21 protein-coding genes are annotated in these 25,925 nt (G+C 72.8%); 11 read left to right on the forward strand and 10 right to left on the reverse strand.

From position 1 onward, the window contains the following. Nucleotides 1-8: 8 nt before the first annotated feature. From ACH5AR_RS15350 to ACH5AR_RS15365, 4 genes are all read right to left on the reverse strand, one after another. Nucleotides 9-1,940, reverse strand: a complete 1,932-nt coding sequence (locus ACH5AR_RS15350) for a branched-chain amino acid ABC transporter permease (RefSeq protein ID WP_396301970.1) — start codon at nt 1,938-1,940, stop codon at nt 9-11. 5 nt (nt 1,941-1,945) lie between these two features. Further along, nucleotides 1,946-2,875, reverse strand: a complete 930-nt coding sequence (locus ACH5AR_RS15355; protein WP_396301868.1) for a branched-chain amino acid ABC transporter permease — start codon at nt 2,873-2,875, stop codon at nt 1,946-1,948. Between the two features lie 182 nt (nt 2,876-3,057). Continuing rightward, entirely contained in the window at nt 3,058-4,287 is a 1,230-nt protein-coding gene (locus ACH5AR_RS15360; protein WP_396301869.1) for a branched-chain amino acid ABC transporter substrate-binding protein, read from the reverse strand. Nucleotides 4,288-4,899: 612 nt separating this feature from the next. Next, on the reverse strand, nt 4,900-5,412 hold the full coding sequence (locus ACH5AR_RS15365) for a PaaI family thioesterase (RefSeq protein WP_396301870.1): 513 nt from the start codon (nt 5,410-5,412) through the stop codon (nt 4,900-4,902). Nucleotides 5,413-5,635: 223 nt separating this feature from the next. On the opposite strand from ACH5AR_RS15365, the gene polA reads away from it, so the two are divergent. The 3 genes from polA to ACH5AR_RS15380 all read left to right on the forward strand — a co-directional run bounded on the left by polA (nt 5,636) and on the right by ACH5AR_RS15380 (nt 10,092). Continuing rightward, nucleotides 5,636-8,323 carry a DNA polymerase I gene (gene polA / locus ACH5AR_RS15370; RefSeq protein WP_396301971.1) on the forward strand — a complete coding sequence of 896 codons (2,688 nt, stop codon included), beginning with the start codon at nt 5,636-5,638 and terminating at the stop codon, nt 8,321-8,323. 133 nt (nt 8,324-8,456) lie between these two features. Then, on the forward strand, nt 8,457-9,236 hold the full coding sequence (locus ACH5AR_RS15375) for a GNAT family N-acetyltransferase (RefSeq protein ID WP_396301871.1): 780 nt from the start codon (nt 8,457-8,459) through the stop codon (nt 9,234-9,236). A gap of 223 nt (nt 9,237-9,459) precedes the next feature. Continuing rightward, entirely contained in the window at nt 9,460-10,092 is a 633-nt protein-coding gene (locus tag ACH5AR_RS15380) for a hypothetical protein (RefSeq protein WP_396301872.1), read from the forward strand. A gap of 43 nt (nt 10,093-10,135) precedes the next feature. Here the strand turns inward: ACH5AR_RS15380 and ACH5AR_RS15385 are convergent, their stop codons facing one another. Continuing rightward, nucleotides 10,136-10,534, reverse strand: coding sequence for a VOC family protein (locus tag ACH5AR_RS15385; RefSeq protein WP_396301873.1), 399 nt, complete (start codon nt 10,532-10,534; stop codon nt 10,136-10,138). 98 nt (nt 10,535-10,632) lie between these two features. Here ACH5AR_RS15385 and ACH5AR_RS15390 point away from each other — a divergent pair, with 98 nt between their 5' ends. Continuing rightward, entirely contained in the window at nt 10,633-11,622 is a 990-nt protein-coding gene (locus tag ACH5AR_RS15390) for a helix-turn-helix transcriptional regulator (protein ID WP_396301874.1), read from the forward strand. Between the two features lie 1,426 nt (nt 11,623-13,048). Here ACH5AR_RS15390 and ACH5AR_RS15395 read toward each other — a convergent pair. Further along, complete coding sequence (locus ACH5AR_RS15395; protein ID WP_396301875.1) at nt 13,049-13,609, reverse strand: hypothetical protein; 561 nt, start codon at nt 13,607-13,609, stop codon at nt 13,049-13,051. A gap of 14 nt (nt 13,610-13,623) precedes the next feature. Next, nucleotides 13,624-14,049: an ATP-binding protein gene (locus tag ACH5AR_RS15400; RefSeq protein ID WP_396301876.1), complete on the reverse strand. Its 426-nt coding sequence runs from the start codon at nt 14,047-14,049 to the stop codon at nt 13,624-13,626. A gap of 154 nt (nt 14,050-14,203) precedes the next feature. Between ACH5AR_RS15400 and ACH5AR_RS15405 the strand changes: the two genes are divergently transcribed. The 3 genes from ACH5AR_RS15405 (at nt 14,204) to ACH5AR_RS15415 (ending at nt 15,512) form a co-directional block, all read left to right on the forward strand. Next, nucleotides 14,204-15,034, forward strand: a complete 831-nt coding sequence (locus tag ACH5AR_RS15405; RefSeq protein ID WP_396301877.1) for a Scr1 family TA system antitoxin-like transcriptional regulator — start codon at nt 14,204-14,206, stop codon at nt 15,032-15,034. Then, nucleotides 15,015-15,227, forward strand: coding sequence for a DUF397 domain-containing protein (locus tag ACH5AR_RS15410; RefSeq protein ID WP_396301878.1), 213 nt, complete (start codon nt 15,015-15,017; stop codon nt 15,225-15,227). Before ACH5AR_RS15405 ends, ACH5AR_RS15410 begins: the two co-directional genes overlap by 20 nt. 108 nt (nt 15,228-15,335) lie before the next feature. Further along, a complete protein-coding gene (locus ACH5AR_RS15415; protein ID WP_396301879.1) occupies nt 15,336-15,512 on the forward strand; it encodes a hypothetical protein in 177 nt (58 codons plus the stop codon). Nucleotide 15,513: 1 nt separating this feature from the next. Here the strand turns inward: ACH5AR_RS15415 and hrpB are convergent, their stop codons facing one another. Together hrpB and ACH5AR_RS15425 are read right to left on the reverse strand one after the other, a co-directional pair. Further along, nucleotides 15,514-18,024: an ATP-dependent helicase HrpB gene (gene hrpB, locus ACH5AR_RS15420; RefSeq protein ID WP_396301880.1), complete on the reverse strand. Its 2,511-nt coding sequence runs from the start codon at nt 18,022-18,024 to the stop codon at nt 15,514-15,516. 8 nt (nt 18,025-18,032) lie between these two features. After that, the gene (locus ACH5AR_RS15425; protein ID WP_396301881.1) at nt 18,033-18,920 is read right to left on the reverse strand and encodes a class I SAM-dependent methyltransferase; all 888 of its coding nucleotides are present in this window, start codon (nt 18,918-18,920) and stop codon (nt 18,033-18,035) included. A 415-nt stretch (nt 18,921-19,335) separates the two neighbouring features. On the opposite strand from ACH5AR_RS15425, the gene rpsA reads away from it, so the two are divergent. Both rpsA and ACH5AR_RS15435 read left to right on the forward strand, forming a co-directional pair. After that, entirely contained in the window at nt 19,336-20,826 is a 1,491-nt protein-coding gene (rpsA, locus tag ACH5AR_RS15430) for a 30S ribosomal protein S1 (protein ID WP_030061640.1), read from the forward strand. Nucleotides 20,827-21,123: 297 nt separating this feature from the next. Next, on the forward strand, nt 21,124-23,325 hold the full coding sequence (locus tag ACH5AR_RS15435) for an MMPL family transporter (RefSeq protein WP_396301882.1): 2,202 nt from the start codon (nt 21,124-21,126) through the stop codon (nt 23,323-23,325). 42 nt (nt 23,326-23,367) lie between these two features. Here the strand turns inward: ACH5AR_RS15435 and ACH5AR_RS15440 are convergent, their stop codons facing one another. Next, nucleotides 23,368-23,874, reverse strand: a complete 507-nt coding sequence (locus tag ACH5AR_RS15440; protein ID WP_396301883.1) for a MarR family winged helix-turn-helix transcriptional regulator — start codon at nt 23,872-23,874, stop codon at nt 23,368-23,370. A 62-nt stretch (nt 23,875-23,936) separates the two neighbouring features. Here ACH5AR_RS15440 and ACH5AR_RS15445 point away from each other — a divergent pair, with 62 nt between their 5' ends. Then, complete coding sequence (locus tag ACH5AR_RS15445) at nt 23,937-24,578, forward strand: MBL fold metallo-hydrolase (protein ID WP_396301884.1); 642 nt, start codon at nt 23,937-23,939, stop codon at nt 24,576-24,578. 88 nt (nt 24,579-24,666) lie between these two features. Further along, on the forward strand, nt 24,667-25,266 hold the full coding sequence (gene coaE, locus ACH5AR_RS15450; protein WP_396301885.1) for a dephospho-CoA kinase: 600 nt from the start codon (nt 24,667-24,669) through the stop codon (nt 25,264-25,266). Nucleotides 25,267-25,925 lie beyond the last annotated feature (659 nt).

Consider the following 25,925-nt stretch of genomic DNA (forward strand, 5'->3'; position numbering starts at 1 on the left):
CGGGTCGGTCACGCCCCTGCCTTGGTGAGTGCGGTCGGCCCGCCGGGGGCCGGGGCCGGGAGGTCGGCCTCGTGGAACTCCAGCTGTCGGCGCCGGTTGGGGATGAGGCCCTCGGGGCGCACCCGCATCAGGACGATGAGGGCGGCGCCGAAGGCGAGGAGCTGGTAGTCGGCGAGGAATTCGAGCTTCTTCGGGATGAGGAAGAGCAGGGTGGCGCCGGCCAGCGGGCCGCTGATGGTGCCCATGCCGCCGAGGATGACGGCGGCGAGCAGGAAGGCGGAGTTCGGCGGGAGGGCCTCGGCGAAGGTGTACTGGTCGGGGGTGACGGTGTAGCTGACGTGGGCCTGCACGGTGCCGGCCAGGCCGGCCAGCAGGGCGCCGAGGGCGAAGGCGAGCAGCTTGAGCCGGAAGCCGTTGATGCCCATGGCCTCGGCGGCGGTCTCGTCCTCGCGGATGGCGACCCAGGCGCGGCCGATGCGGGAGTCGCCGACCCGGGCGAAGACCAGCACGACCAGGGCGGTGACCAGGAGCATCAGCAGGTAGTAGTTGGAGAAGCGGCCGAGTTCGATGCCGAGGACGGTGTGCGGCTTGCCGAGGTCGAAGCCGAGGATCTCCAGGTCCGGGATCCGCGGGATGCCGTTGGAGCCGTTGGTGACCTTGGGGCCCGTCGTGCCGTTGAGGTTGAGCATGGTGATGCGGAAGATCTCGCCGAACCCGAGGGTGACGATGGCGAGGTAGTCGCCGCGCAGCCGCAGGGTGGGGGCGCCGATCAGGACGCCGAAGACCATGGAGACGACGGCGCCGGTGAGCATCGCGGCCCAGAACGGGAACTGGACGTGGATGGGCGAGGCGGGGGAGCCGGAGACCAGGGCGGCGGCGTAGGCGCCGACGCCGAGGAAGGCGACGTACCCGAGGTCGAGCAGGCCGGCCAGGCCGACGACGATGTTGAGGCCGAGGGCGACGGTCGCGAAGATCAGGATGTTGGTGGCGACCGAGGTGTACTGGTCGCTGGTCTGGGTGAACGGGAAGCTGGCGGCGGCGGCGAAGGCGGCGCCGGTGGTGACCGGGCGGTGCTTGACGGTCAGCGCGCGCAGCCGGGCGAGCAGGCCGGACCGGGCGAGGGCGGGGACGGCGAGGGCGACGAACAGCAGGTAGCCGGTGAAGAGTTCGCCGTACTCGGTGTCGATGCCGAAGGTGATCGCGAACAGCCCGAGCCCGAAGGCGAGGACGATCAGCAGCACCTCGACCCAGGACGGCAGCGCGCGCGGCGCGGCCTGCGGGCGGTCGGTCCGGCCCAGCCGCAGCCCGCTGTTGGCGAGGTGGCCGAGCTGGAGCAGCAGGACGGCGCCGGCGGCGATGGCGAGGCCGCCGGCCAGGGCGGTCAGGACGGGGGCCACCGGCTTGTCCGCGGGGACGGCGTGGGCGCCGAACCAGGCGGCGGGGGCGATCGGGACGAGCAGGAAGAGGCGCTTGTCGAGGATGCGCAGCGGGACGGCGGTGCGGCGGTCGAGCGGCAGGCCGAGGGCGCCGAGGACGGAGACCAGGCCGCCCGCGGCGAGCACCCAGCCGCCGGGTTCGAGGTTGGCGAGGCCGCCGAGCTCGGAGGAGATCGCGGCGACGGCGTACACGGCGAGGGTGAGGGCGCCGGTGGCGGCGTACAGGACGGCGTTGTTGCTGCGGCTGGGCGCGGCCCAGCGCAGGCCGGGGACGCCCTGGCCGGCGAGCAGCAGGACCAGGGTGAGCAGGCCGGCGGCGAGGGCGAGCCACTGGAGGCCGGCCGGGGAGCCGTAGTACGTGAGGTCGCCGGGGAACTCGGCGGTCCAGGTCCAGGACATGGCGGCGGAGGCGGCGGTGGCGAGGGCGCCGAGGCCGGTGGCGGCCGCGGCGGCGCGGGCCGGCAGCGGGATGACCGGGGTGGTCTCGGTGGGGGTGGTGGTCATGGTGGTCACGCCCTGTCCGCGACGCGCTCGCCGAGCAGGCCCTGCGGCCGGATCAGGAGCACGAGGATGAGGAGTACGAAGGCCCAGACGTCCTTCCAGGCGCCGCCCCCGAAGAGGTGCATGCCGGGCAGGTGCTGGACGTAGCCGGTGGCGAGGGCTTCCGCGAGGCCGAGGGCGAGGCCCCCGAGCATGGCGCCGTAGATGTTGCCGATGCCGCCGAGGACGGCGGCGGTGAAGGCCTTGAGGCCGAGGATGAAGCCCATCCGGAAGTCGACCTGGCCGCTGCGCAGCCCGTACGCGACGGCGGCGACGGCGGCGAACGCGGCGCCGATGGCGAAGGCCATGACGATGATGCGGTCGGTGTCGATGCCCATCAGCTTGGCGGTGTCCGGGTCCTGGCTGGTGGCCTGCATGGCGCGCCCGGAGCGGGTGCGGGTGACGAACCAGCCGAGGGCGAGCATGCACAGCGGGGCGGCGATGACCAGGAAGAGGTCGCTGCGCTGGATGGTGACGGAGCCGAGGCTGAACGGGTCGCCGGGGAGCTTGGGGAAGACCCGGGCCTTCTTGGCGTCCGGGTAGAAGGAGAAGACGAGCTGCTGGAGGAGGATGGACAGCCCGATCGCGGTGATCAGCGGGGCCAGCCGGGGGGCGTTGCGCAGCGGGCGGTAGGCGAAGCGCTCGGCGGCGACGGCGGTGAGGGTGGAGACCAGGATGCCGGCGACCAGCATGAGCGGCAGCGCCAGCCACAGGGTGGTGCCGCCGGGGAGGGCGAGGTAGGCGGTCAGGGCGCCGAAGCCGCCGACCATGACGATCTCGCCGTGGGCGAAGTTGATGAGCTGGACGATGCCGTAGACCATCGTGTAGCCGATCGCGACGAGCCCGTAGAGGGCGCCGAGGATCAGGCCGTTGGCCAGCTGCTGCGGTAGGTCGTGCACCGCTGGGCCTCCGTAGTGCGTTCGGGGGTGTCCGCTTGGGTGGTGGATGTGGGTGCGCGCGGGGGCACTCGTGGCGCCCCCGCGCGCGGTGGTGGTGAAGTGGCGCTGGTGGTGCGGGCGGTGACGTCTCGTCAGGCCGGTCCGTCGGGCCTGTGCCGAAGGCGTCGGCGGCCTCGGCCCCGTCAGCCCTTGAAGGTGCCGGACTTCTCCACGGCCCACTTGCCGTCCTTGACGGTGTAGACGGTGAGCTGCTTGTTGGTGGTGTCGCCGAACTCGTCGAAGGAGACCTTGCCGGTCACGCCGTCGAAGGTGACCTTCTGGACGGCGTCGCGGACGGCCTTGCGGTCGGGGACCTTGCCGTTGTTGTCCTTCACGGCCTGCTTGACGCCCTCGATGATGGCCCAGGCGCTGTCGTAGGAGTAGCCGCCGTAGGTCTCGTAGGCGTCCTTGTAGCCGGCCGTCTTGTAGTCGGCGATGAACTTCTTGGCGGTGTCGAGGCTCTCGACCGGCAGGCCGACGGCGGTGGCGAGGTCGCCCTGGCTCTTGGGGTTGAGCTTGATGAAGTCGGCGCTCTGGATGCCGTCGCCGCCCATCAGCGGGATGTTGACGCCGGCCTCCTTGAGCTGGAGGGAGAGCGGCCCGGCCGCGGGGTACTCGCCGCCGTAGTAGACGGCCTCGGCGCCGGAGCTCCTGACCTTGGTGACGATGGCGGCGAAGTCGCGGTCGTCGGGGTTGACGTGCTCCTCGCCGACCAGGGTGCCGCCGAGCTTGGTGAACTCGCCCTTGAAGGTGCCGGCCAGGCCCGCGCCGTAGGTCTTCTGGTCGTCGATGAGGAAGACCTTGGTCTTCTTGGCGTCGTTGAAGAGGTACTGGGCGGCGAACGGGCCCTGGACGGCGTCGGTGGTGGCGGTGCGGAAGTAGGACTTGAAGGGGCGCTTCTTCTCGCCGCTGGCCCACTTCTCGCCCTGGCTGAGGGCGACGCCGGTGTTCGCGGGGGAGACCTCGACCAGGTTGGCGTCGTCGAAGATCTGCTGCATCGACTGCGCCACACTGGAGTTGAGCGGGCCGACGACGCCGAGGACCTTGGCGTCGCCGACCAGCTGGGTGGCGTTCTGCTGGCCGGGGGCGGGCTTGCCGGTGTCGTCCAGGGCCTTGATCTCGAACTTGACGCCGGGGACCTCGTTGGTCTCGTTGGCCTTCTTGACCGCGAGGTCGACGGAGTTGCGGATGCCGAGCCCGAGGGCGGAGAGGTCGCCGGTGAGCGGGGCGTCGACGCCGATGACGACCGTGGTGGAGCCGGAGTTGGAGCCCCCGCCGTCGGCGTTCTTCTTCTCTCCGCGGGAGCCGCAGGCGCTGAGGCTGAGAGCGCCGATCACGGCAATGCTCACGACAACTGCTGAACGATGACGCACGAGGGTCCCCTTCGGTTCAGGAGGCGCCCGCGCCTGAATGGCGGGAGCCGGAGTGCGCGGAGGGCCTGGCCCAATCGAATGGCGCGGTGACTGGCCGTGACTCTAGATGTCGTTGGGCGGCTCGGGCAGTGTTGAGCGCAGGCTGTGATTCTCTTGTTATGAGCACACGGAGCATTTGTCTCATCATGTGGTCGTTCCGACTCGATCGATCCTGCGATGGCGGGCGTTTACACGCTGATGGGGCGATGTAAGGCCCAGAAATGCGGGTTGCAGCTGGCAGTACCGATAATCGGACGCTCATGTCCGATGCTCTGCTTTCGACCTTGAGCGTCCGTATTGCGGACATCGAGGGCGCGACGAAGTGGCCCCGGGGCCCTCTGGGGCCACGGAGCCGGCAATTGATCGGATTTCCTACTTGTTACGCAGCGTCACAGGCGCGGGATCCGGGCCTCCCGCGCCCGGACATGCGGACGCCCCCTTGTCCAGACCAACGCCTGCCCAGGGCGGCGGAAGGTCAAACAAGGGGGCGGAAAAGGGACTTGATGTCGTCCGGAGTGAACTCCTGTCCACCGGGCGGACGTTGTGAGGGGATCGCGGTGCTCGCCGTTCGGGTCAGAGGTCGCGCAGCATGCAGGTCAGCCGGCAGCTGGTGATCCGCCGGCCGGTGTCGTCGGTGATCGCGATCTCGTACGTGGCGGCCGTGCGGCCCTTGAAGACGGCCGTCGCCACGCCGGTCACCAGTCCGGAGGTGGCCGAGCGGTGGTGGGTGGCGTTGAGGTCCACGCCCACCGCGTAGCGGCCGGGGCCGGCGTGCAGCATCGCCCCGATCGAGCCCAGCGTCTCGGCCAGGGCCGCCGACGCGCCGCCGTGCAGCAGCCCGTACGGCTGCTGGTTGCCCTCCACCGGCATGGTGCCGACCACGCGGTCGCCGGAGGCCTCGACGATCCGGATGCCGAGCTTGTCGCCGAGGTGGCCGCCGGAGAAGGTCCCCGGGGTCACGCCGAGCCTGGCGAAGTGGTCCAGCACGTCCTGCGGGACGTTCAGGACGGGCGCGGAGCCGGGAGCGGTGTCGGAGGTGCTCTCGGAGCTGCTCTCGGGGGCGGTGCCGGGGACCGCGTCGGTCATGGGGAACTCCTGCCACTCGGGGGTGTGCCGCCTGTGATCGTACGACCGTCCTACTCATAGGTAGCCACTGCTCCCGAACCGGCGCGGCGTCCTTTTTGTCGGTGCCGGGCCATAGGATCGGTGGCCGGTAGTGGAATCGGCAGGAACGGACGTTGACGTGGCTACGCAGAGTACGGACAAGGGCGCGACGGGTGGCGGCGAGGCCGGCCGGCGGCCCCGGCTGATGCTGCTCGACGGGCACTCGATGGCCTACCGGGCCTTCTACGCCCTGCCCGTGGAGAACTTCAACACCTCCACCGGCCAGCCCACCAACGCGGTCTACGGCTTCGCCTCCATGCTCGCCAACACCGTCCGGGACGAGCAGCCCACCCACCTCGCCGTCGCCTTCGACCTCTCCCGGCAGACCTTCCGCTCCGTCGAGTTCCCCGACTACAAGGCCAACCGCGCCAAGACGCCGGACGAGTTCCGCAGCCAGGTCGGCCTGATCGGCGAGCTGCTCGACGCGATGCACATCCCCCGGCTGACGGTCGAGGGCTTCGAGGCCGACGACATCATCGCCACCCTGGCCACCGCCGCCGAGGCGGCCGGCTACGACGTCGACATCGTCACCGGCGACCGCGACTCGCTCCAGCTGGTCACCGACCACGTCACCGTGCTCTACCCGACCAAGGGCGTCTCCGAGCTCACCCGCTTCACCCCGGAGAAGGTCACCGAGAAGTACGGCGTCACCCCGCGCCAGTACCCGGACCTCGCCGCCCTGCGCGGGGACCCGTCCGACAACCTGCCCGGCATCCCCGGCGTCGGCGAGAAGACGGCCGCCAAGTGGGTCAACCAGTTCGGCTCCTTCGAGGAGCTCGTCAACCGGGCCGACGAGGTCAAGGGCAAGATCGGCGAGAAGCTGCGCGACCACCTCGACTCCGTCCGGCGCAACCGGGTGCTCACCGAGCTCGTCCGCGACGTCGAACTCCCGCTCGGGGTAGCCGACCTGGGCCGCAAGCCCTTCGACAAGGAGGCCGTCGGCACCCTGATGGAGTCGCTGGAGTTCCGCAACGCCAACTTCCGCGACCGCGTCTTCAACATCGACCCGACCGCCGGCGAGGTCGAGGCGGGCGTGGAGCTCGCCCCCGGCGTCGAGGTCGACGGCGAACTCCTCACCGACCCGGGCACCCTGGCCGCCTGGCTCGCCGAGCACGCCGCCGACGGCAAGGCCACCGTCGCCCTCGCCGCCGTCTACCAGTGGGCGCTCGGCACCGGCGAGGTCACCGAGGTGGCCCTCGCCGCGGGAGAGGCGGCCGCCTGGTTCGACCCGGCGCTGCTCACCGAGGAGGACGAGCGCGCCTTCGCGGCCTGGCTCGCCGATCCCGCCGCCCCCAAGGCCCTGCACATCGCCAAGCAGGTCATGCGCGCCTTCGCCGAGCGCGGCTGGACGGTCGGGGGCGTCGTCGCCGACACCGCGCTCGCCGCCTACCTGGAGAAGCCCGGCCGCCGCACCTTCACCCTGGAGGTGCTCGCCGAGGAGTACCTGGCCCGCTCGCTCACCCCGGCCCCCGCCACCGAGAGCGGCCAACTCGCCTTCGACGCACCGGAGGAGGACGAGACGGCGGCCGCCCGCGCCCTGATGCTCCAGGCCCGCGCCGTGCTCGACCTCGCCGCGCTCTTCGACACCCGCCTCGCCGAGGTCGGCGCCGCCGGGCTGCTGCACGACATGGAGCTGCCCATCGCCGCCCTGCTGGCCCGGATGGAGCGCTACGGCATCGCCGCCGACCGCGAGTGGCTCACCGGCCTGGAGGCCCAGTTCGCCGCCGAGATCCAGCGCGTGGTGGAGGAGGCGCACGCCGCCGCCGGGCACGAGTTCAACCTCGGCTCGCCCAAGCAGCTCCAGGAGATCCTCTTCGGCGAGCTCGCCCTCCCCAAGACCAAGAAGATCAAGACCGGCTACACCACCGACGCCGACGCGCTCACCTGGCTGGCCACCCAGACCGACAACGAACTGCCGGTCATCCTGCTGCGCCACCGCGACCAGGCCAAGCTGCGCACCACCGTCGAGGGCCTGCTCAAGACCGTCTCGCCCAAGGGCCGCATCCACACCACCTTCAACCAGATGGTCGCCGCGACCGGCCGGCTCTCCTCGCAGGACCCGAACCTGCAGAACATCCCGGTCCGCACCGAGGAGGGCCGGGCCATCCGCCGCGCCTTCGTCGTCGGCGCGGGCTACGAGTCCCTGCTCACCGCCGACTACTCCCAGATCGAACTGCGGATCATGGCGCACCTGTCCGAGGACGAGGCGCTGATCGAGGCCTTCGCCTCCGGCGAGGACCTGCACAACACCGTCGCCTCCCAGGTCTTCGAGGTGCCGCGCGCCGCGGTGGACGCCGAGATGCGCCGCAAGATCAAGGCGATGTCCTACGGCCTGGCGTACGGGCTGTCCGCCTACGGGCTCTCGCAGCAGCTCGGCATCAAGCCCGCCGAGGCCCAGGGCCTGATGGACACCTACTTCGAGCGCTTCGGCGGCGTACGGGACTACCTGCGCCGGGTCGTCGACGAGGCCCGGGCGACGGGCTACACCGAGACGCTGCTCGGCCGCCGCCGCTACCTGCCGGACCTCAACAGCGACAACCGCCAGCGCCGCGAGATGGCCGAGCGGATGGCCCTCAACGCCCCGATCCAGGGCTCGGCCGCCGACATCGTCAAGATCGCCATGCTCCGGGTCGACGAGGCGCTGCGCACGGCCGGCCTCGCCTCCCGGATGCTGCTCCAGGTGCACGACGAAATCGTGCTGGAACTGGCCCCGGGCGAGCGCGAGCAGGTCGAGGCCCTCGTCCGCGAGCAGATGGCCGGCGCCTACCCGCTGCGCGCCCCGCTGGACGTCTCCGTCGGCGTCGGCCCGAACTGGGAGGCCGCCGCGCACTGACGGCAACCTCCTGCCGAACGGGCCCGGACGCGCGCAGCGTTCGGGCCCGCTGCCGTTCCGGCCGGGGACGGCCGGCCGTCTCCCGGGGAAGTCGGCCCGAACGTACGGTCAGTTCCGTACTACCGTAGGCACAATGACAACAGGAGCCACTGCGACCGACCGGTCCGTATCCCTGGCCGAGGCGCCGAAGCACCAGGCCCGCAACTCCGCCGCCTTCTGGACCGCGACCGGCCGCAGCCGCGGGCACGAGGTGATCCGCTGCCGCGGATTCGTCGCAGTCGACGGCGACGAGCGGGCCGGTCTGCGGGTCCTCGTCCAGGAGCCCGACCTCGACGCGGACGAACTGGCCGGGTTGACCGAGCTGGTCCGCCGGGCCGCGGGGGCGGTGAACGTCGAGGATCCGTTCAGTTCCACCGACCTGAGCCACCTGGGCATGCGCAGCTGGCAGATGCCGGTCATGCTGCGCCTGCCCGGGCCCGTCGGCGAACCGGCGCTGGACGTGATCCGGGTGCGGCGGCCCGAGGACCTCCGGACCGCCGAGCGGGTCGTGATCGAGGGCTTCGAGCTGGACGGGTTCGAGCCCTACCGCCCCGGCGAACTCTTCCCGCCCGCGCTGATCGAAGAGCCGGGCGTGGACGTCTTCATCGCCTCGATCGACGGCGAGACCGCGGGCGTCGGCGTCAGCGTCCTGGCCGACGGCGTCGGCAGCCACTACTGGATCAGTACGTCGTCGGCGTTCCGCTCGCGCGGCGTGGGCCGGGCCGTCATGCTGGGCGCCCTCGCCCACCTGGCGGACCGCCCGGCCACCCTCACCGCCTCGAAGCTGGGCAGGCCGCTGTACGAGTCGCTGGGGTACACGGTCGCGGCGCCCTCGACCTGGTGGGCCGCCCCGCGTCCGACCGCGTCGTCGTGAAGCGCGGGCTGCTGCGAGCGCCGCGCGGGAAGTCGGCGGGGCCGACTTCCGGTGCGCCCGGCGATCTCGTGGTGCGGGCCGCCGCGCACTGACGAGGTGATCTTCGGGCGGGCCCGGGCGCGTGAGTGTCCGGGCCCGTCGCTACGATCCTGCCGGTCCGCCGTGCGGCGGGCACGGCCGGCACGGCGGGTGCGGCGGGTGCGGCGGAGGGTGGGGGACGGCGATGGCGGAGACGGACGAGGGAACGCGGCGGCGGAGGTTCCTGCGGCCCCGGTCGGTGGTCCCGACCGTACTGGTGGCGCTGGTGCTGGTGGGTGGGTCGGTCTGGACGCTGTCCGGCAGCGGGTCCGGCAGCGGGGGCGGGCCGACGGCCTCGGCCGGGGCGGGCACGGCCACGCCGAGCGCGACGGCGACCGCCGAGCCGTCGGTGACGCCGATGCCCGCGCCGACCGAGGCGCAGTCCTCACCCAGCCCGTCCGCGGCGCCGGAACCCGACCCGGCCGCCGTCCCGGCCCCGACCTCCGTCGAACCCGAGGCGGACGAGCCCGCGAGCGGCGCCCCGACCACCACTCGAAAGCCGACCGCGAAGGCCGTACCCACCGCCGCGTCCAAGCCCCAGGGGTCGTCGGCGGGGAAGCCCAAGGCCCCGGCGGCGCAGGACCCGAACGACCTGGCCCCGGCGCCCTGCACCGCCTGCGAGGCCAAGGCCGTGGAATCCGACCCGCAGGGCAAGTGCATCCACGACTCGGCGGGCCGGATCATCACCTGTAGTCCCGTCCAGACCGGCATTCCGATCCTGCGCCCGGGACAGTCGATGGGGACCCCGACCCCGGGTTGGCCCGACCACACCCACTGACCGGGAACCCCCCCGACGCCACGGGGCGCGGCTGGGCCCGGCGTCAGCGTGCGAACTTCTCGACGGCCGCCGGCGTGACGGGGGTGAAGAAGTTGACCAGGTTGCCGTCGGGGTCGCGGAGCAGCAGCGACCGGTTCCCCCAGGGCATCGTGGTGGGCTCGGTGACGAAGTCGGTGACGAAGCCGCGCAGGTCCTGGTGGACGCGGTCCACGTCGTCGACGAGGAACTCGGTGATCACGCTCCGGTTGGCCGCCGGGCGGGCGGAGCCCGGGGCGAACAGCGGGACGGTGCGGGTGCCGGCGATCGCGAGGGTGGCGCCGCCGACCCTGAGTTCGGCGAAGTCCTCGGTGGCCCACGCGGCCCGCGCCCCGGTGGCTCGCTCGTAGAACTCGACGAGGCGCGCCACGTCGTCGGTGATGAGGCGGATCGAGACGAAGTCCATGGGGATCTCTCCTGGGCCGTGCTGGATGGGGTGTGCGCGTCGCAGGCTAGGCAAAATAGTGGACAGAACCGGTCCTCTATTCGCGTTAGGCTGCGAACATGCCTCGACCGGCCGCCCGCGTGCTGACCCTTCTGGAGCTGCTGCAGTCGGGCGGCATCCGGACCGTGGCCGAACTCGCCGACCGGCTCGGCGTCGAAGGGCGCACCGTGCGGCGGTACGTGGACCAGCTGATCGACCTCGACGTCCCCGTGGAGTCGGTGCGCGGCCGCTACGGCGGGTACCGGCTCGCTCCCGGCTACCGCCTGCCCCCGCTCATGCTCAGCGACGACGAGGCGCTGGCCGTCCTGCTCGGTCTGGTCGCAGGCCGCCGAGCGGGGTTGACGACGGCGGAACGCACGGCGAGCGAGACGGCGGCGGCCAAGATCCGGCGGGTGCTGCCCCGGCACCTCGCCCGTCGGCTGGACACACTCCTGGAAGCTCTCGACTTCACGGACCGGCCCGGCGAGTTCGACACCCCGGACGCCGAGGTCCTGCTCACCGTCGCCGATGCGGTGCGCCACCGCCGACCGGTCTCGATCCGCTACACCGACCGCGACGGACGGCGCAGCGAACGCACGCTGCACGCGTACGGGATCGTCGCCCATGCGGGCCGGTGGTACGTCACGGGTGAGGACGCCGCGCTCGGCGAGGACCGGACCTTCCGGCTCGATCGCATCGCGGACGCGCGGACCCGGCCCGGCTCGTTCGAAGCCCCCGAGGGCCCCGGCCCGGCACAGCGCGTGTTGTCGGCGTTCGCCACGGCCGGGTACCGGCACGAGGTGACCTTGCGGATCCACGGAACGGCCGCGCAGATCCGCGCCCACCTGCCCGCGAGCGTCGCCAGTCTGGAGGAGTGCGCGTCCGAGCCGGGCGAGGACCGGGCGTCCGAGCGCTGGCTGCGCGTCGAGCTGCGGGCGGAGCGCCTCGACTGGCTGCCTCCGGTCCTCGCCTCCCTCGACCGGCCGTTCGTCATCGAGCGCCCCGACGAACTGCGCGACCTCGTCACCGCGCTCGCCGACCGCCTCGCGTCCCACGCCCGCCGCGCCTGACGGCGGGGAGCCGAGGTCGTGGGATCGCGCGCCTGGCGTTGAGCCCGGGCGGCCGGGCGAGGAGGTACGGCTCAGTGCGGGGGGCTTGGGTGCGGTTGGGCCACCGTCGATGGAGCCGGCGTTGATCTCTCATCGGTCGCTCCAGGGGTCGAGCGGTGCGAGAGGCGTGTACTCGCGGTGGTGGCGGGGCTGCGCAGGAAGTCGGTGGGGCCGGCTTCCTGCGCGCGAACGGGATCGGCTCCGTGGCCACGGGGGGCTTGTGCACCGGCCGGGCGGTCGTACCGGCCCGGGCTGCGGTCGATGCCATCGGGCAGGGGTCGTGGTGTGGTGCGGGCGGCCCCGGTGGCCTTTGGCGCGGTGCCATGGGCGAGGGCGGCTATTGCCGGGGTCCTTGCCCGGTGGGAGGTGAACTGCGCTCTCCTTGGCGCGGATTCGTGGGGGCTGGTCGGCACCTCCTTGGCCGGGGGTCGGGGCGTCCGGCGGTCTTGCGGGTGGTGTGGCCGTGGTGGCGTCGCCGGGTTTCGCCCCTGGGTGCCGGGGTGCGCGAGAAGTCGGCGGGGCCGACTTCCTGTGCGTGGCGCTTCGGCTCCGGGGGTCCGGCAGCGAGAGTGGGCGGCCGGGCGCGTGGGAAGTCGGCGGGGCCGACTTCCTGTGCGCGAACAGCGTTGGCCCCGTGCCCATGGGGGCTTGGGCACCGGCTAGGCGGTCGTACCGGCCCGGCTTCGGTCGGTGCGATTGAGCAGCTCGCGCGCGAACGAGCAGGGATCGTGGTGGGGCCCCGATGGCCCCGATGGCCCTTGGCAGGGTGCAACGGGCAAGAGCGGACATTGCCGGGGTTCCTGCCCCGGTGGCAGGTGAACTGCGCTCTCCCTGGCGCGGATTCGTGGGGGCTGGTCGGCACCTGCTTGTCCGGTGGTTGGGGCATCCGGCTGCGTCGCCGGGCTTCGCCCCTGGGTGCCGGGGTGCGCGAGAAGTCGGCGGGGCCGACTTCCTGTGCGCGAACAGCGTTGGCTCCGTGCCCATGGGGGGCTTGGGCACCGGCCAGGCGGTCGTACCGGCCCGGCTTCGGTCGGTGCGAGGGGTCGTGGTGTGGTCCGGGCGGCCCCGGTGGCCCTTGGCGCGGTGCCATGGGCGAGGGCGGACATTGCCGGGGCCGTCGCCCGGTGGCAGGTGAACTGCGCTCTCCATGGCGCGGATTCGTGGGGCTGGGCGGAGACGGTGCGGGAGCGGGCGGAAGCCCGTATCGCCGCGCCGCGGTGGGTGGGAGGACGCCGTCCGTGGGGACCGGCGGCGACGGCACCTCCTTGTCCGGTGGTTGGGGCGTCCGGTGGCCTTGCGGGTGGTGTGGCCGCGGTGGCGTCGCCGGGCTTCGCCCCTGGTTGCCGGGGTGCGCGAGAAGTCGGCGGGGCCGACTTCCTGTGCGGGGTCAGGTGTGGGTGGCGGTGTGGGCTTGGGTGCGGCAGTGGGTGAGCGCGTGCTTGAGGCGGGGGTCGGGGTTGGGGGCGGCGGTGAGGAGTTCGCCTGCGGTGACGAGGACGGTCCAGTACAGGGTGGGGTTGCCGGTGCGGGGGAGGGGGTGGGTGGTGGTGAGGGAGAGGTAGGCGGTGGTGAGGTTGCCGGTGGTGAACCAGCGCTGGAGGCCGTGGCGGTGGCCGGGGCGGAGGCTCCCGTGGGCGTCGATGGCGGTGAGGAAATGCTGCACGACGGTGAGTTGGGTGGGGGTGAGGGACTTGGGGACGTCGAAGACGCCGAGGGCTTCGAGGAGTTCGCCGGTGTCGGTCTCGGTGCCGGGGCGGGGGTCGGCGAGGAGGGCGTCGTGGCAGTCGGCGAGGCGGCGGGTGGTCTCGGCGAGGGGGATGGTGAGGGCGAGGCAGACCGCGCGGGCGCAGGGCAGGGGCTTGTGGGTGCGCCGGGCGAGGAGGGCGTAGGTGTCGGCGGGGGTGCGGCCACGGGAGAGGGCGTGCCGGGCGAGGGTGGTGAGGTGCATGGGAGTTCGAACTTTCAGGCGGTGGTGGTGCCGGGGGTGATGTGGGCCCAGACGTACTTGCCGATGCCGCCGGGGCGGGAGTCGTAGCCCCAGCGTTCGGCGAGTTCGTTGACGAGGAACAGACCCCGACCGTGCTCGTCGGCGGGAGCCGGTGCGCGGAGGACGGGACGGCCGGAGCCGGCGTCGTGGACTTCCAGCCGCAGAAGGGAGTCGACGAGGGAGAAGCGGATCTCGATGTGCCGGTCGTCGGGGGCGTCGGAGTGCCGGACCGCGTTGGCGAACAGCTCGCCGAGGAGCAGCTCGGCGGTGTGGCGGTAGCGCTCGCCGGAGGGGAGGCCGGAGAGGTAGGCGCGGAGCAAGTACCGGGCCAGGGGCGTGGATTCGGCCCGGGAGTCGAGGCGGGCCACGAACGTGCGGGGGCGGTGGTGGGTTTTGAGCATGGGGGCACCTCAGGGGTGGATGGGGAACGCGAGGGGCGTGCGCGTCGCGACGTCACTCCGGTCCGTAGTGGTGTGGCTACCCAGTGCGTCCACTGTGGCCTAGTATTGGCGATGCCTTCAACCTTTCAGCCCAGAAGGGAGAGTCACCGCGATCATGAATCGGAAGGAACTCGACCCCGACTCCTCGCCCACCGCGAAGTTCGGCGTGCTTCTTCGCCAGGCCAGAGAGGCGAGAGGGTGGACGCAGGAGCACTTGGGGGGTCTCGCCGGGTACTCTGCGGTTCACATCTCTGCCGTGGAAACCGGAAGGAAGCCTCCAACCGGGCGTTTCGCGAAGAGAGTTGATGGTGCGTTCGAAACAGATCGGTTCGAACGAGAGTGGCGTCAGGTCGGACAGCGAATCCTGTTCGAGGGCTTTGACCAGTACGCGGCCAAAGAGCGGGAGGCCGTGGCCATCCGGATCTTCGAGCTGGACATGGTGCCCGGCATACTGCAGCACCCGGACTACAGTGCCGTGTACGAGATGGCGCCGGTTCGACGCGGTGAAGCTACGCAGGACCAAGCGAATGAGCGGCTGAAGGTTTTGGCGGGCCGCCAGCGACTGCTTGAGCGTCCTGCGACGGTTCATGTGATTCTCGATGAGTCGGTTCTGTGGCGCCGAATCGGCGGACCGGCTGTTATGGCACGTCAGCTGAAGCACTTGGAGGACTTGGCGGCGCGACCCCATCTCATCCTTCAGATCGCCCCGTGCACGCTTGGCGAGGCACGCCCCTTCTCGCACTCGGTCACTTTGTTGACCCTGCCCACTCGCACGATGGTTGGGTACACCGAAACGCTCGGACGAGGCTTTCTGGAACGTGACTCCGAGGTCGTGGCCAGATGGGCCGGCCAGTACGATCGCCTTCAGGTCGACGCCCTTACCCGGCCGGACAGCGTAACCATGATCCGGGAGGCACGGAAGGACTATGAACGGCATGCACGGTGACCACCCGGCTGACGCCGCGTGGCGAAAGAGCTCGTACAGCAACGGGCAAGGCGGGTGTGTCGAGGTCGATGACTCGCGCCCTGGGACGGTTCGTGATTCGAAGGACCCGGAGGGGCCTGCCCTGGCCTTCCCGGCCGACGCCTGGTCGAGCTTCGTCACCGCCGTCCGCTCCGGCGAGTTCGGCGACGTCTGACGCGCTGCGTGGACAGGAAGACCCCGCTACCCGCCTGCGAGTAGCGGGGTCGATCTCCCGGGGAACGGCGGGTACTGTGCGAAACGGGACTCGGGAGGGAGATCGACAGTGAAGCGACCAGGCTACGTGATCGCGGTCGTGCTCGACATCGTGCTGCTGATCGGGCTGTTGCAGGGCTGGCTGCCCACCGACTCCGAGGGCTTCCGCCAGTTCCTGATCGTCCTCACCACCGTGATTCTGACGCTCGCCCTCTTCTCCGCGATCCGGCCGAACCGGCGCGGCTGACCTACTTCCGGGCGTTGGTGCGGCGGGTGGGTTCGGCCGTGGTCGGGTCCTCGGGCCAGGGGTGGCGGGGGTAGCGGCCTCTCAACTCCGCCCGGACGGCGCGGTAGCCCTCGCGCCAGAAGTTCTCCAGATCACCGGTGACGGCGGCGGGGCGGCCGGCGGGGGAGAGCAGGTGGATGGTCAGGGGGACCCTTCCGCCGGCCAGGGCAGGGGCTGCCGTCCAGCCGAACAGTTCCTGCAACTTGACGGCCAGGACCGGGCGTTCGGTGGTGTAGTCGACGCGGATCTTCGATCCTGACGGCACCGTGATGCGTTCGGGGGCGAGTTCGTCCAGGCGACCTGCCTCGCCGGTGGCCCACGGCAGGAGGCGCTGGAGGGCGGCCGTCGTATCGATTCTCGCCAGGTCGGCGCGGCGGCGGGCGCGGGAGAGTTCGGGCTCCAGCCACTCGTCGGCGCGGTCCAGCAGCGCCTCGTCGCTGACGTCCGGCCAGGGATCGCCGATGGCGGCGTGGACGAAGGCCAGGCGCTCGCGCAGGTTGGACGGGAACGTGAGCAGCGTGCTGACGCCCTCGCGCGCGAGGCCTTCGAGGAGAGCCGCCCGGACGAGCAGAGGATCAGGACGATTGAGCGGCTTCTCGGTGAGTTCGATCGCGCCGAGGGATTCGACCCGGCGGGAGACGACCTCCCCGCGCCGGGTGTCCCAGTGGACTTCCTCCCCCGCCGTGAGCAGCGCAGCTCCGGCGGCCAGCGCGGTGGCCTCGTCCAGCGCCGCAGCGTGCAGGACACGGGCGGAGTGCGAGCCCGCCGGGCGGTCGGCGACCGCCACGGCGAGCCAGGGCAGGGCGCCCAGAACAGTCCCGGGGGCGAGTTCGGCGGCGGTGCCGCTGGCCATCAGGTACGGGCTGCGCTCGCCCGGGGCGGGCCGCTCGACGCGGGCGCGGGCGATCCGCTCGGGGAAGGCGAGGGCGACGACCAGCCCGGCGGCGACGGCATCGGGCAGTTCGGTGGCGGGTTCGTCGGCGGTGGCGCGCAGCAGCCGGCGGACTTCGTCGCGCCAGCGCCCCGCGTAGGGGTCGCGCGAGGACCGAACCGTCCGCCACACCGCGCCGAGGTCGTCGCCGAGCGCCCGTGGCGGCTCCTCGGACAGCAGCGCGACGACCTCGGCGGCCCGCCGCGCACCGACCGCCGCCGCGCCGTCGACCAGCGCACGCCCCAGCCGGGGGTGCAGCCCCGTACGGGCGAGGCGGACGCCCCGCGCCGTGGCCCGTCCGTCCGAGGAGACGGCGCCGAGGGCGAGCAGGGTCTGCCGGGCGGCGGCCATCGCCCCGGCGGGCGGGGCGTCGGGCAGGGCGAGGCCGGTGGCGTCCGGGTCGCCCCAGCAGGCGGCCTGGAGGGCGAAGGCGGTGAGGTCGGCGAGCGCGATCTCCGCTGTGGGGAAGCGGGCGGCGAGGGCGTCCTCGGCCTCGTTCCAGCAGCGGTAGACGGTGCCGGGAGCCTCGCGTCCGGCTCGCCCGGCCCGTTGGCGGGCGGCCGCGAGCGACGCCCGTACGGTGACCAGCCCGGCGAGCCCGCGGGCGTGGTCGGTGCGCGGCTCGCGGGCGAGCCCGGCGTCCACCACGACCCGTACGCCCGGCACGGTGAGCGAGGACTCGGCGACGGCGGTGGCCAGGACGACCCGGCGGCCCTCGCCGGGCGAGAGGGCGGCGTCCTGGACGGCCTGCGGGGCGCGGCCGTGGAGTTGCAGCACCTCGGCCGCGACGCCGTCCAGCGCCCCGGCGACCCGGGCGATCTCGCCGACGCCGGGCAGGAAGCAGAGCACGTCCCCCTCCCGCTCGCTCAGCGCCCGCCGCACCACCGACGCGACGTGGTCGAGCAGGGCGGCGTCGACCCGGGTGCCGTGCGCGGGCCGGACGGCGCGCGGCGGCGGCGCCCAGACCGTCTCCACCGGGTGGGACACCCCGTGCGCCTCGACCACCGGTGCGCCGCCGAGCAGTTCGGCCCAGGCCTCGGTGTCGGAGGTGGCCGAGGCGCAGACCAGCCGGAGCTCGGGCCGCAGTGCCGCCCGGACGTCGAGGAGGAAGGCGAGCGCGGTGTCGGCGTCCAGGTGCCGTTCGTGGCACTCGTCCAGCACCACCACGTCCACGCCGGGCAGTTCCTGGTCGCGCTGGAGCCGTTGCAGCAGCACGCCGGTGGTGACCACCTCGACGACGGTCGCAGGCCCGACGCGGCGCTCCCCGCGCACGGTGTACCCGACCTCGCGGCCCACGGACGAGCCGAGCAGCCAGGCCATCCGCCGGGCGGCCGCCCGGACGGCGAGCCGGCGCGGCTCGGCGACCAGCACCCGCCGCACCGGGCCCCTGGAGTCCAGCAGCCCGGCCAGGGCCAGCGGTACCAGCGTCGTCTTGCCGGTGCCGGGCGGCGCGGCGAGGACGGCGGTGCCGGGCCCGTCGAGCGCCTCGTGGAGGGCGGGCAGGGCGGTGCGGACGGGCAGGTCGCGCCAGGCCGGGTTCATCGGGAGGATCAGCCCCGCTCGGTGACGAAGATCGCCGTGCCGGGGATCAGCCGTCCGCGCAGCGGGGACCAGCCGCCCCACTCCTGCTCCAGGCCGGCCGGCCACTCGGGCTCGACCAGGTCCACCAGCCGGAAGCCGGCGGCGACGAGTTCGCGAACCCGGTCGCCGAGGGTGCGGTGGTGCTCGACGTAGGTCGCGCGCCCCTGCTCGTCCTGCTCGACGTACGGGGTGCGGTCGAAGTAGGAGGACACCGCGGTGAGGCCCTCGACGCCGGGCTCGTCGGGGAAGGCCCAGCGGATCGGGTGGGTCACCGAGAACACCCAGCGCCCGCCGGGCCGCAGCACCCGGTGCACCTCGCGCATCAGGGCGGCGGTGTCGGCGCTGAACGGGACGGCGCCGTACGCGGAGCAGGCGAGGTCGAAGGAGGCGTCGGCGAAGGGCAGCACGGCGGCGTCGGCCTGGACGACGGCGACGGGCGCGGTGCCGCGGCCGAGGTCGATCCGGCGGGAGTGCTGGAGCTGGCGGTAGGAGATGTCCAGGGCGACGGGCCGGGCGCCCTGCGCGGCCAGCCAGCGGGAGCACTGGGCGGCGCCGGCGCCGATCTCCAGCACGTCCCGGCCGGCCACGTCGCCGAGCAGGCGGGCGTCGGCCTCGTCCAGCCCCTCGGGGCACCAGGTGAAGCGGTCGTCGCCGAGGAACTCGCCGTGCTCGTCCTGGTACTCGTCGGCGTTGCGGTCCCACCAGTGCCGGCTGGCCCGGCTGCTCTCCCCGGTGCCGGCCTCCCTGCGGAGCGCGTCGTCGCCGTCCTCCTCCTCGGCCGCCGCGGCCCCGGTGGCGGAGGTGTCAAGATCGTGCAGGTCTGCCTGGGGGGTGGTGGCCACGGTGACAATGCCCATCGCGTAGGGTATGGAGTGCGGAAGCGTCGCTGCCGAGAACCGGCCCGTAAGGGTCCGGGTCCTGGCGGTGGCATCCGGGGACAGGGCCCCTGCGGGCGCCGCCGCGAGGCGCGCAATCGGAGGATATGGCCTGATCCGTACCGGGCTCCACCGTCTTGCCGTCCTTCGGCATTGACCGTGCCTGGCCGTCCCCGTATGCTACAAGTTGCGCTGCGGGCCTGCGCGCCTCGGACGGAGCAGGTCGCGCTCGCATCTGTCGAAGACCCCACGGTCGCAAGACGGACACCGGTTCCCGGGTGACGGGAGACCACTGGTGCGCCGTGTTCTTGGCTGTCCGGCTTTCGGTGGGAGCGATACGGGCCCTCCGCGTGGCATTACCTACGACTTTCATGTCCGTACCGGAGCCCTTTTCCTAATGACGAGCCCCACCGACTCCTCCCTCAGCACCACCCCGCAGGTCGCGGTCAACGACATCGGCGACGCGGAGGCCTTCCTCGCCGCCATCGACGAGACCATCAAGTACTTCAACGATGGCGACATCGTCGAGGGCGTCATCGTGAAGGTCGACCGTGACGAGGTCCTCCTCGACATCGGTTACAAGACCGAGGGCGTCATCCCGTCCCGCGAGCTCTCGATCAAGCACGACGTTGACCCGCACGAGGTCGTCGCCGTGGGTGACAACATCGAGGCCCTGGTTCTCCAGAAGGAGGACAAGGAGGGTCGTCTCATCCTGTCCAAGAAGCGCGCTCAGTACGAGCGTGCCTGGGGCACGATCGAGAAGATCAAGGAAGAGGACGGCATCGTCACCGGTACCGTCATCGAGGTCGTCAAGGGTGGTCTCATCCTCGACATCGGCCTCCGCGGCTTCCTCCCCGCCTCGCTGGTCGAGATGCGTCGCGTCCGCGACCTCCAGCCCTACGTGGGCAAGGAGCTCGAGGCCAAGATCATCGAGCTGGACAAGAACCGCAACAACGTGGTCCTGTCCCGCCGTGCCTGGCTGGAGCAGACCCAGAGCGAGGTCCGCCAGACCTTCCTCACCACCCTGCAGAAGGGCCAGGTGCGCTCCGGCGTCGTCTCCTCGATCGTCAACTTCGGTGCCTTCGTGGACCTGGGTGGCGTCGACGGCCTGGTGCACGTCTCCGAGCTGTCCTGGAAGCACATCGACCACCCGTCCGAGGTCGTCGAGGTCGGCCAGGAGGTCACCGTCGAGGTTCTCGACGTGGACATGGACCGCGAGCGCGTCTCCCTGTCGCTGAAGGCGACCCAGGAGGACCCGTGGCAGCAGTTCGCCCGTACCCACCAGATCGGCCAGGTCGTTCCGGGTAAGGTCACCAAGCTGGTTCCGTTCGGTGCGTTCGTCCGCGTGGACGAGGGCATCGAGGGTCTGGTCCACATCTCCGAGCTGGCCGAGCGCCACGTCGAGATCCCGGAGCAGGTCGTCCAGGTCGGCGACGAGATCTTCGTCAAGGTCATCGACATCGACCTCGAGCGTCGCCGCATCAGCCTGTCGCTGAAGCAGGCCAACGAGGCCCTGGGTGCCAACCCGGCCGAGGTCGAGTTCGACCCGACCCTGTACGGCATGGCCGCCTCGTACGACGACCAGGGCAACTACATCTACCCGGAGGGCTTCGACCCCGAGGCGAACGACTGGCTGCCCGGCTTCGAGAAGCAGCGCGAGGAGTGGGAGCGCCAGTACGCCGAGGCGCAGGCCCGCTTCGAGCAGCACCAGGCCCAGGTCATCAAGAGCCGCGAGGCCGACGCCCAGGCTGCCGAGGAGGGTGGCGACGCCGTCGCCGCTGCCGCCGGTGGTTCCTACTCGTCCAGCAGCGACGAGGGCTCGGGCGCCCTGGCCTCCGACGAGGCCCTGGCCGCCCTGCGCGAGAAGCTGGCCGGCGGCCAGAGCTGACGCTCTCGCCTCCCGCTAGCCGATAGCCGAACGGCGGGCCCCACCCGGATCTCCGGGTGGGGCCCGTTTCGTTTTTCCGCCGGGGTCCGTCTTCCGTCCGTGGGGCATCGGGCGCCGTTCTCCGCCGGGGTGGGTCCGCCGTATTTCGCCCCGGAATTGGTTTTCCGCCCTGACTTATACCGCTCCGACTTATGTGTGTTTTATGTGAAGGAAAGTGTGAGATGAGGCTCATTGCCCGTCTATAGGCCGGAGTTCGGGTTGCCCCTAGATTGAGGGGAGCTGCCCGAAAGGCTCCTCATGCGCAACCCCTCCTCCGCCGTCCCCGCCGCCGTGGTCGGCGGCCGGCTCGCCGCCCTCGGCCGGTTCTGCTTCCGCCACCGCCGCTGGGTGCTCGGCCTGTGGGCCGTCGTCCTGGTGGTCGGCGTCCTGATCGGGGGCCGGGTCTTCGAGGGGTCGGTGGCCGGGGCCACGTCGGCCAGCGCCGAGGCCGACCGGGGCAGCGCGGTGGTCGCCGCCGCCGACCCGGCCAAGGGCACCGTCACCGCCGTGGTGGACGGCCGGCCGGTGGACGATCCGCAGGTGCGGGCCGCCGTCGAGCGGGCCACCGCCGAGATCGCCGCCCTGCCCGGCGTCTCCTCCGCCCTCGACGCGTACGGGACCGGCCCGGCGTCGGCCGCGCTGCGCTCCGCCGACGGGACGGCGGGCCTGGTCACCGTACGGATGGCCGACACCGCGAGCGGCGCCCAGACCGGGGCCGTCACCCAGCGGCTCGCCGCGCTGGACGGGGCGGGCGGCGCCCGCGTCACGGTCGGCGGGGACCTGGTGCTCCAGCAGGAGGTCAAGAAGCAGACCGAGCGGGACACCCGGTTCGGCGAGCTGGTGACGCTGCCGCTCACCCTGATCGTCATGGTGCTGGTCTTCGGCGGGCTGGCGGCGGCCTCGCTGCCGGCGATCGGGGCGGTCGCCTCGGTGGGCGGCGCGCTGCTGGCCATGTTCGGTTTCAGCCGGATCATGGACATCGACACCAGCGTGCTGCCGATCGCCACGGTGCTGGGGCTCGGCCTCTCGATCGACTACGCGCTGCTCATGGTGAATCGTTTCCGCGAGGAACGCGGCCACGGCGCGGGCCTGGCCGCCGCCGTCGAACGGACCGCGGCGACCGCCGGGCGCACCGTGGCCTTCTCCGGGCTGACCGTCGCCGTCGCGCTCTGCGGCCTGTTCGTCTTCACCAGCCCGGTGCTCGGCGCGGTGGCCGCCGCCGGGGTGAGCGTGGTGGTGATCGCCGTCGCCGCCGCGCTGACCCTGGTCCCCGCACTGCTCGGCTTCGCCGGCGCGCGGATCAAGGCGCCCGCCGCGCCCGTGGCGGACGAGGGGTTCTTCAGCCGGACGGTGCGCCGGGTGCGCAAGCGGGCGGTCGCCGTCACGCTCGCCTCGGTGGCCCTGCTGCTGGCGGCCGGGGCACCGTTCCTGCACGCCGAGATGCGCAGCTCCGGCGCCGCGGTGCTGCCCGCCTCCTCGGCCGGACGGCAGGTCGCCGAGACGATCGACCAGCGCTTCCCGCAGGCCTCGGCCGCGCCGGTCACGGTGGTGGTCGAGGGCGGGGCGCCGGTGGCGCAGGCGTACGCGGACGAGGTGGTCGCCAGGCTGCCCGGGGTGAGCGGGGTGCGGGCCGTGTCGCCGGTGGGCGGCGAGGTCTCCACGATCGACGTGCTGGTGCACGGGGACCCGCAGGGCGGGCAGGCCCGGACGGTGGTGGAGGAGCTGCGGGCCGACCGCGGCGGCCTGACCACCTACGTCACCGGCGGCGCGGCCTCGGTGGTGGACTTCCAGGACGAACTGCTCTCCCGCGGGCCGTGGGCGCTGGGCCTGGTCGCGGCCGGCACGCTGGTGCTGCTCTTCCTGATGACCGGCTCGGTGGTGATGCCGGTCAAGGCGCTGCTGATGAACCTGCTCTCGCTGGGCGCCTCGCTCGGCGCGCTGACCCTGGTGTTCCAGGACGGCTGGTTCAGCGGGCTGCTCGGCTTCAGCCCGACCGGCGGGCTGGAGACCTTCATCCCGGTGCTGGTCTTCGCCTTCGCCTTCGGGCTCTCGATGGACTACGAGGTGTTCCTGCTCTCCCGGATCAGGGAGCTGACCCTGCGCGGGCACGACTGCGTCCGGGCGGTGGAGCTGGGCGTGCAGCGCAGCGGTCGGATCATCACCTCGGCGGCGTTGCTGATGGTGATCGTCTTCGCCGGTTTCGCGCTGGGGGACATGCTGATGGTCAAGCAGATGGGCATCGCGCTGGCCGTGGCCGTGGCGGTGGACGCCACCCTGGTGCGCTGCCTGCTGGTGCCCGCCGCGATGAGCCTGTTCGGCGAGTTCAACTGGTGGGCGCCCGCCCCGCTGCGGCGGCTGCACCGGCGGTTCGGGCTGAGCGAGCACGTCGAGCTGCCGGAGATCGCGCCGGTGGCCGTCCCGGCGCCGCGGCCGGCCGAGCCGCTGGTCGGGGCGGTCTAGCAGGCTCCTGCCCGGCGGCAGGCCGTCCGGGCGCTCGCGCGGTCAGTGCAGGCGGCGGAGCAGCTCGACGGCCGCGCGCAGCCGGTCCTGTTCGGCGGGGCCGAGGCGGGCCTCGATGGCGGTGGCGATCCGGTGCTCGCGGCGGGCGCGCTGGTCGAGCAGGGCGGTGCGGCCGGCCTCGGTGGCGGTGATCAGCAGCTTGCGGCCGTCGGTGGGGTGGGGCTGCTGGGCGACGAGCCCGGCCGCGGTCATCAGGGCGACGGTGCGGGCCATCGACTGGTGGCGGACCCGCTGGAGCGCGGCGAGCTCGGCGACGGTGCAGGTGCGCCCGTCCCGGACCAGCAGGCCGAGGACGGCGGCCTGGTTCTGCGGCAGCTCGTCGCCGGTGCGCAGGGAGCGGACCAGGCTGCCGAGGGCGGCGCGCAGGTCGGCGGCGAGTTCCAGGGTGTCCGGGCGCGGGGTCTGCGGGTGCGGGGCGTCCGGGTGCGGGGTCTGCGGATGAGGGGCGTCCGGGCGCGGCGCGTCCGGGGTCGGGGTGTCGCTGGTCATGGGAGGAGTCTATCCGGGATGTATGCAGCCTTGCTGTACAGCTTTGCTGTAGGGTTCGGCCCATGCGGATCACCAAGTTCGGACACGCCTGCGTACGCGTCGAGCACGGCGGCACCACGGTCGTCCTCGACCCCGGAAGCTTCACCGACCCCGCCGCCCTGGCCGGGGCGGACGCCGTGCTGATCACCCACGAGCACATGGACCACTTCGAGGAGTCCCGGCTGCGCGCCGCGCTCGCGGCCGACCCGGCCCTGCGGGTGTGGACCAACCGCGACGTGGCCGCGCAGCTGGACGGCGTGGCGCAGCGGGTCGCGGTGGTCGGCGAGGGCGACGCCTTCGAGATCGGCGGGCTCGGCGTCTCGGTGCACGGCGAGTGGCACGCGGAGATCCACCGGGACATCCCGCGGGTGCGGAACACCGGCTTCCTGCTGGACGGCCGGCTGTTCCACCCCGGCGACGCCTTCACCGTGCCGCCGCACGCCGTGGACACCCTGCTGCTGCCGCTCGCGGCGCCCTGGAGCAAGGCCTCCGAGGTGGTCGACTACGTCCGGGAGGCCGGGCCGCGCCGGGCGGTGCCGGTGCACGAGGCGGTGCTCAGCCCGATCGGGTTCGCCGTGCAGACCCGGCTGGTCGGGCCCGAGGGGCCGGGGACGGGCGCGGAGCTGACGGTGCTGGCGGAGGGCGAGAGCCTGGAGCTGGGCTGAGGCGGGGTGGCCGGGGCCGAGGCCTGCGGCCCGGGGCCCCGGCTGTCCCGTGCTGACGGCCCCGGGGCCGCGCCGGTAGCCTGACGCCATGCTGAAGATCGGACTGACGGGCGGCATCGGCGCGGGCAAGAGCGAGGTGTCCCGGCTGCTCGCCGCGCGCGGCGCGGTGATCGTGGACTCCGACGTGATCGCCCGCGAGGTGGTCGCCCCCGGGACGGACGGCCTGGCGGCCGTGGTCGCCGAGTTCGGGCCGCAGGTGCTGCGGGAGGACGGCACGCTGGACCGCCCGGCGCTCGGGGCGGTGGTGTTCGCCGACCCGGAGCGGCTCAAGGCCCTGAACGCGATCGTCCACCCGCTGGTGCGGGCCCGCTCCGCGGAGCTGGAGGCGGCCGCCGCGCCGGACGCCGTCGTGGTGCACGACGTGCCGCTGCTGGCCGAGAACGGGCTGGCGCCGCTGTACGACCTGGTCGTGGTGGTGGACGCGGCCGACGAGGTGCGGGTGGAGCGGCTGGTGCGGCTGCGCGGGATGTCCGAGGAGGAGGCCAGGGCCCGGATGGCCGCGCAGGCCTCCCGCGGGGACCGGCTGGCGATCGCGGACGTGGTGGTCGACAACGGCGGTGGCCTGGCGGAGTTGGAGGCGCGGGTGGGCGCGCTCTGGCCGGAGCTGGCCCGGCGCGCGGCGGCCTGAGGCCCGGGCCCGGGCGCGGCCGAGGTCCCTGGCCCGGGTGCGCAGGCTGCGTAGGTCTCCTGTGGGGATCGGCTGGTGGTCGTGGATGTGGTGGTCGTCGTCGGCGGCGTTCTGGCGGAGTTGGAGGCGCGGGTGGGCGCGCTCTGGCCGGAGCTGGCTCGGCGCGCGGCGGCCTGAGGTCCGGGCCTGGGCGCGGTCGAGGTCCCTGGCCCGGGTGCGCAGGCCGCGCAGGACGGGCGGCCGGAGGACGGCTCCGGGCGCCGAACCGGTCCGCCTGCGGCTGGGTGTTCCCGTACCCGCCGCCCGCTCCGTCTCCGTCTCCGGCGGGGGAGTTGACCACCGCCGGGCACAGCCCGTCCGGTGCGACCCCGACCGTGACGGCCGCCTCGGCGGTGGGGGCGTGAGTGCGTGTGGGTGTTGCTCGGCGCCGCCTGGACGGATCGCGGTAGGCCGCGTACTGGACGGCCGCCCGCACGGCCAGGGCGCCCGGTCGGCGGGGGCGACACGCGCCCGGCAAGCCGCGCAGTTCGGTGAGTGCCTGGGGGCCGAGGGGGGATCAGGCCGAGCGTCTCCGGGACGGCGGCCGGATGCCGCCCGGGCGGCCTGTCCGGCGGCCGGGTGCGGGGTGGTCAGCGTGGCCCGGTGGGACGCCGCCTCGG

It is taken from the genome of Kitasatospora sp. NPDC018619 (assembly GCF_044391605.1).
GTDB lineage: Bacteria > Actinomycetota > Actinomycetes > Streptomycetales > Streptomycetaceae > Kitasatospora.

Bases quoted from the DNA above. Each gene is read 5' to 3' on its own strand.
- ACH5AR_RS15410 (WP_396301878.1), top strand. From the start codon at position 15,015: ATGAACGGCATGCACGGTGACCACCCGGCTGACGCCGCGTGGCGAAAG.
- ACH5AR_RS15445 (WP_396301884.1), top strand. From the start codon at position 23,937: ATGCGGATCACCAAGTTCGGACACGCCTGCGTACGCGTCGAGCACGGC.
- ACH5AR_RS15405 (WP_396301877.1), top strand. From the start codon at position 14,204: ATGAATCGGAAGGAACTCGACCCCGACTCCTCGCCCACCGCGAAGTTC.
- ACH5AR_RS15380 (WP_396301872.1), top strand. From the start codon at position 9,460: ATGGCGGAGACGGACGAGGGAACGCGGCGGCGGAGGTTCCTGCGGCCC.
- hrpB (WP_396301880.1), bottom strand. From the start codon at position 18,024: ATGAACCCGGCCTGGCGCGACCTGCCCGTCCGCACCGCCCTGCCCGCC.
- ACH5AR_RS15350 (WP_396301970.1), bottom strand. From the start codon at position 1,940: ATGACCACCACCCCCACCGAGACCACCCCGGTCATCCCGCTGCCGGCC.
- ACH5AR_RS15375 (WP_396301871.1), top strand. From the start codon at position 8,457: ATGACAACAGGAGCCACTGCGACCGACCGGTCCGTATCCCTGGCCGAG.
- polA (WP_396301971.1), top strand. From the start codon at position 5,636: ATGCTGCTCGACGGGCACTCGATGGCCTACCGGGCCTTCTACGCCCTG.
- ACH5AR_RS15440 (WP_396301883.1), bottom strand. From the start codon at position 23,874: ATGACCAGCGACACCCCGACCCCGGACGCGCCGCGCCCGGACGCCCCT.
- rpsA (WP_030061640.1), top strand. From the start codon at position 19,336: ATGACGAGCCCCACCGACTCCTCCCTCAGCACCACCCCGCAGGTCGCG.
- ACH5AR_RS15390 (WP_396301874.1), top strand. From the start codon at position 10,633: ATGCCTCGACCGGCCGCCCGCGTGCTGACCCTTCTGGAGCTGCTGCAG.
- ACH5AR_RS15385 (WP_396301873.1), bottom strand. From the start codon at position 10,534: ATGGACTTCGTCTCGATCCGCCTCATCACCGACGACGTGGCGCGCCTC.
- ACH5AR_RS15365 (WP_396301870.1), bottom strand. From the start codon at position 5,412: ATGACCGACGCGGTCCCCGGCACCGCCCCCGAGAGCAGCTCCGAGAGC.
- ACH5AR_RS15400 (WP_396301876.1), bottom strand. From the start codon at position 14,049: ATGCTCAAAACCCACCACCGCCCCCGCACGTTCGTGGCCCGCCTCGAC.
- coaE (WP_396301885.1), top strand. From the start codon at position 24,667: ATGCTGAAGATCGGACTGACGGGCGGCATCGGCGCGGGCAAGAGCGAG.
- ACH5AR_RS15395 (WP_396301875.1), bottom strand. From the start codon at position 13,609: ATGCACCTCACCACCCTCGCCCGGCACGCCCTCTCCCGTGGCCGCACC.
- ACH5AR_RS15435 (WP_396301882.1), top strand. From the start codon at position 21,124: ATGCGCAACCCCTCCTCCGCCGTCCCCGCCGCCGTGGTCGGCGGCCGG.
- ACH5AR_RS15425 (WP_396301881.1), bottom strand. From the start codon at position 18,920: ATGGGCATTGTCACCGTGGCCACCACCCCCCAGGCAGACCTGCACGAT.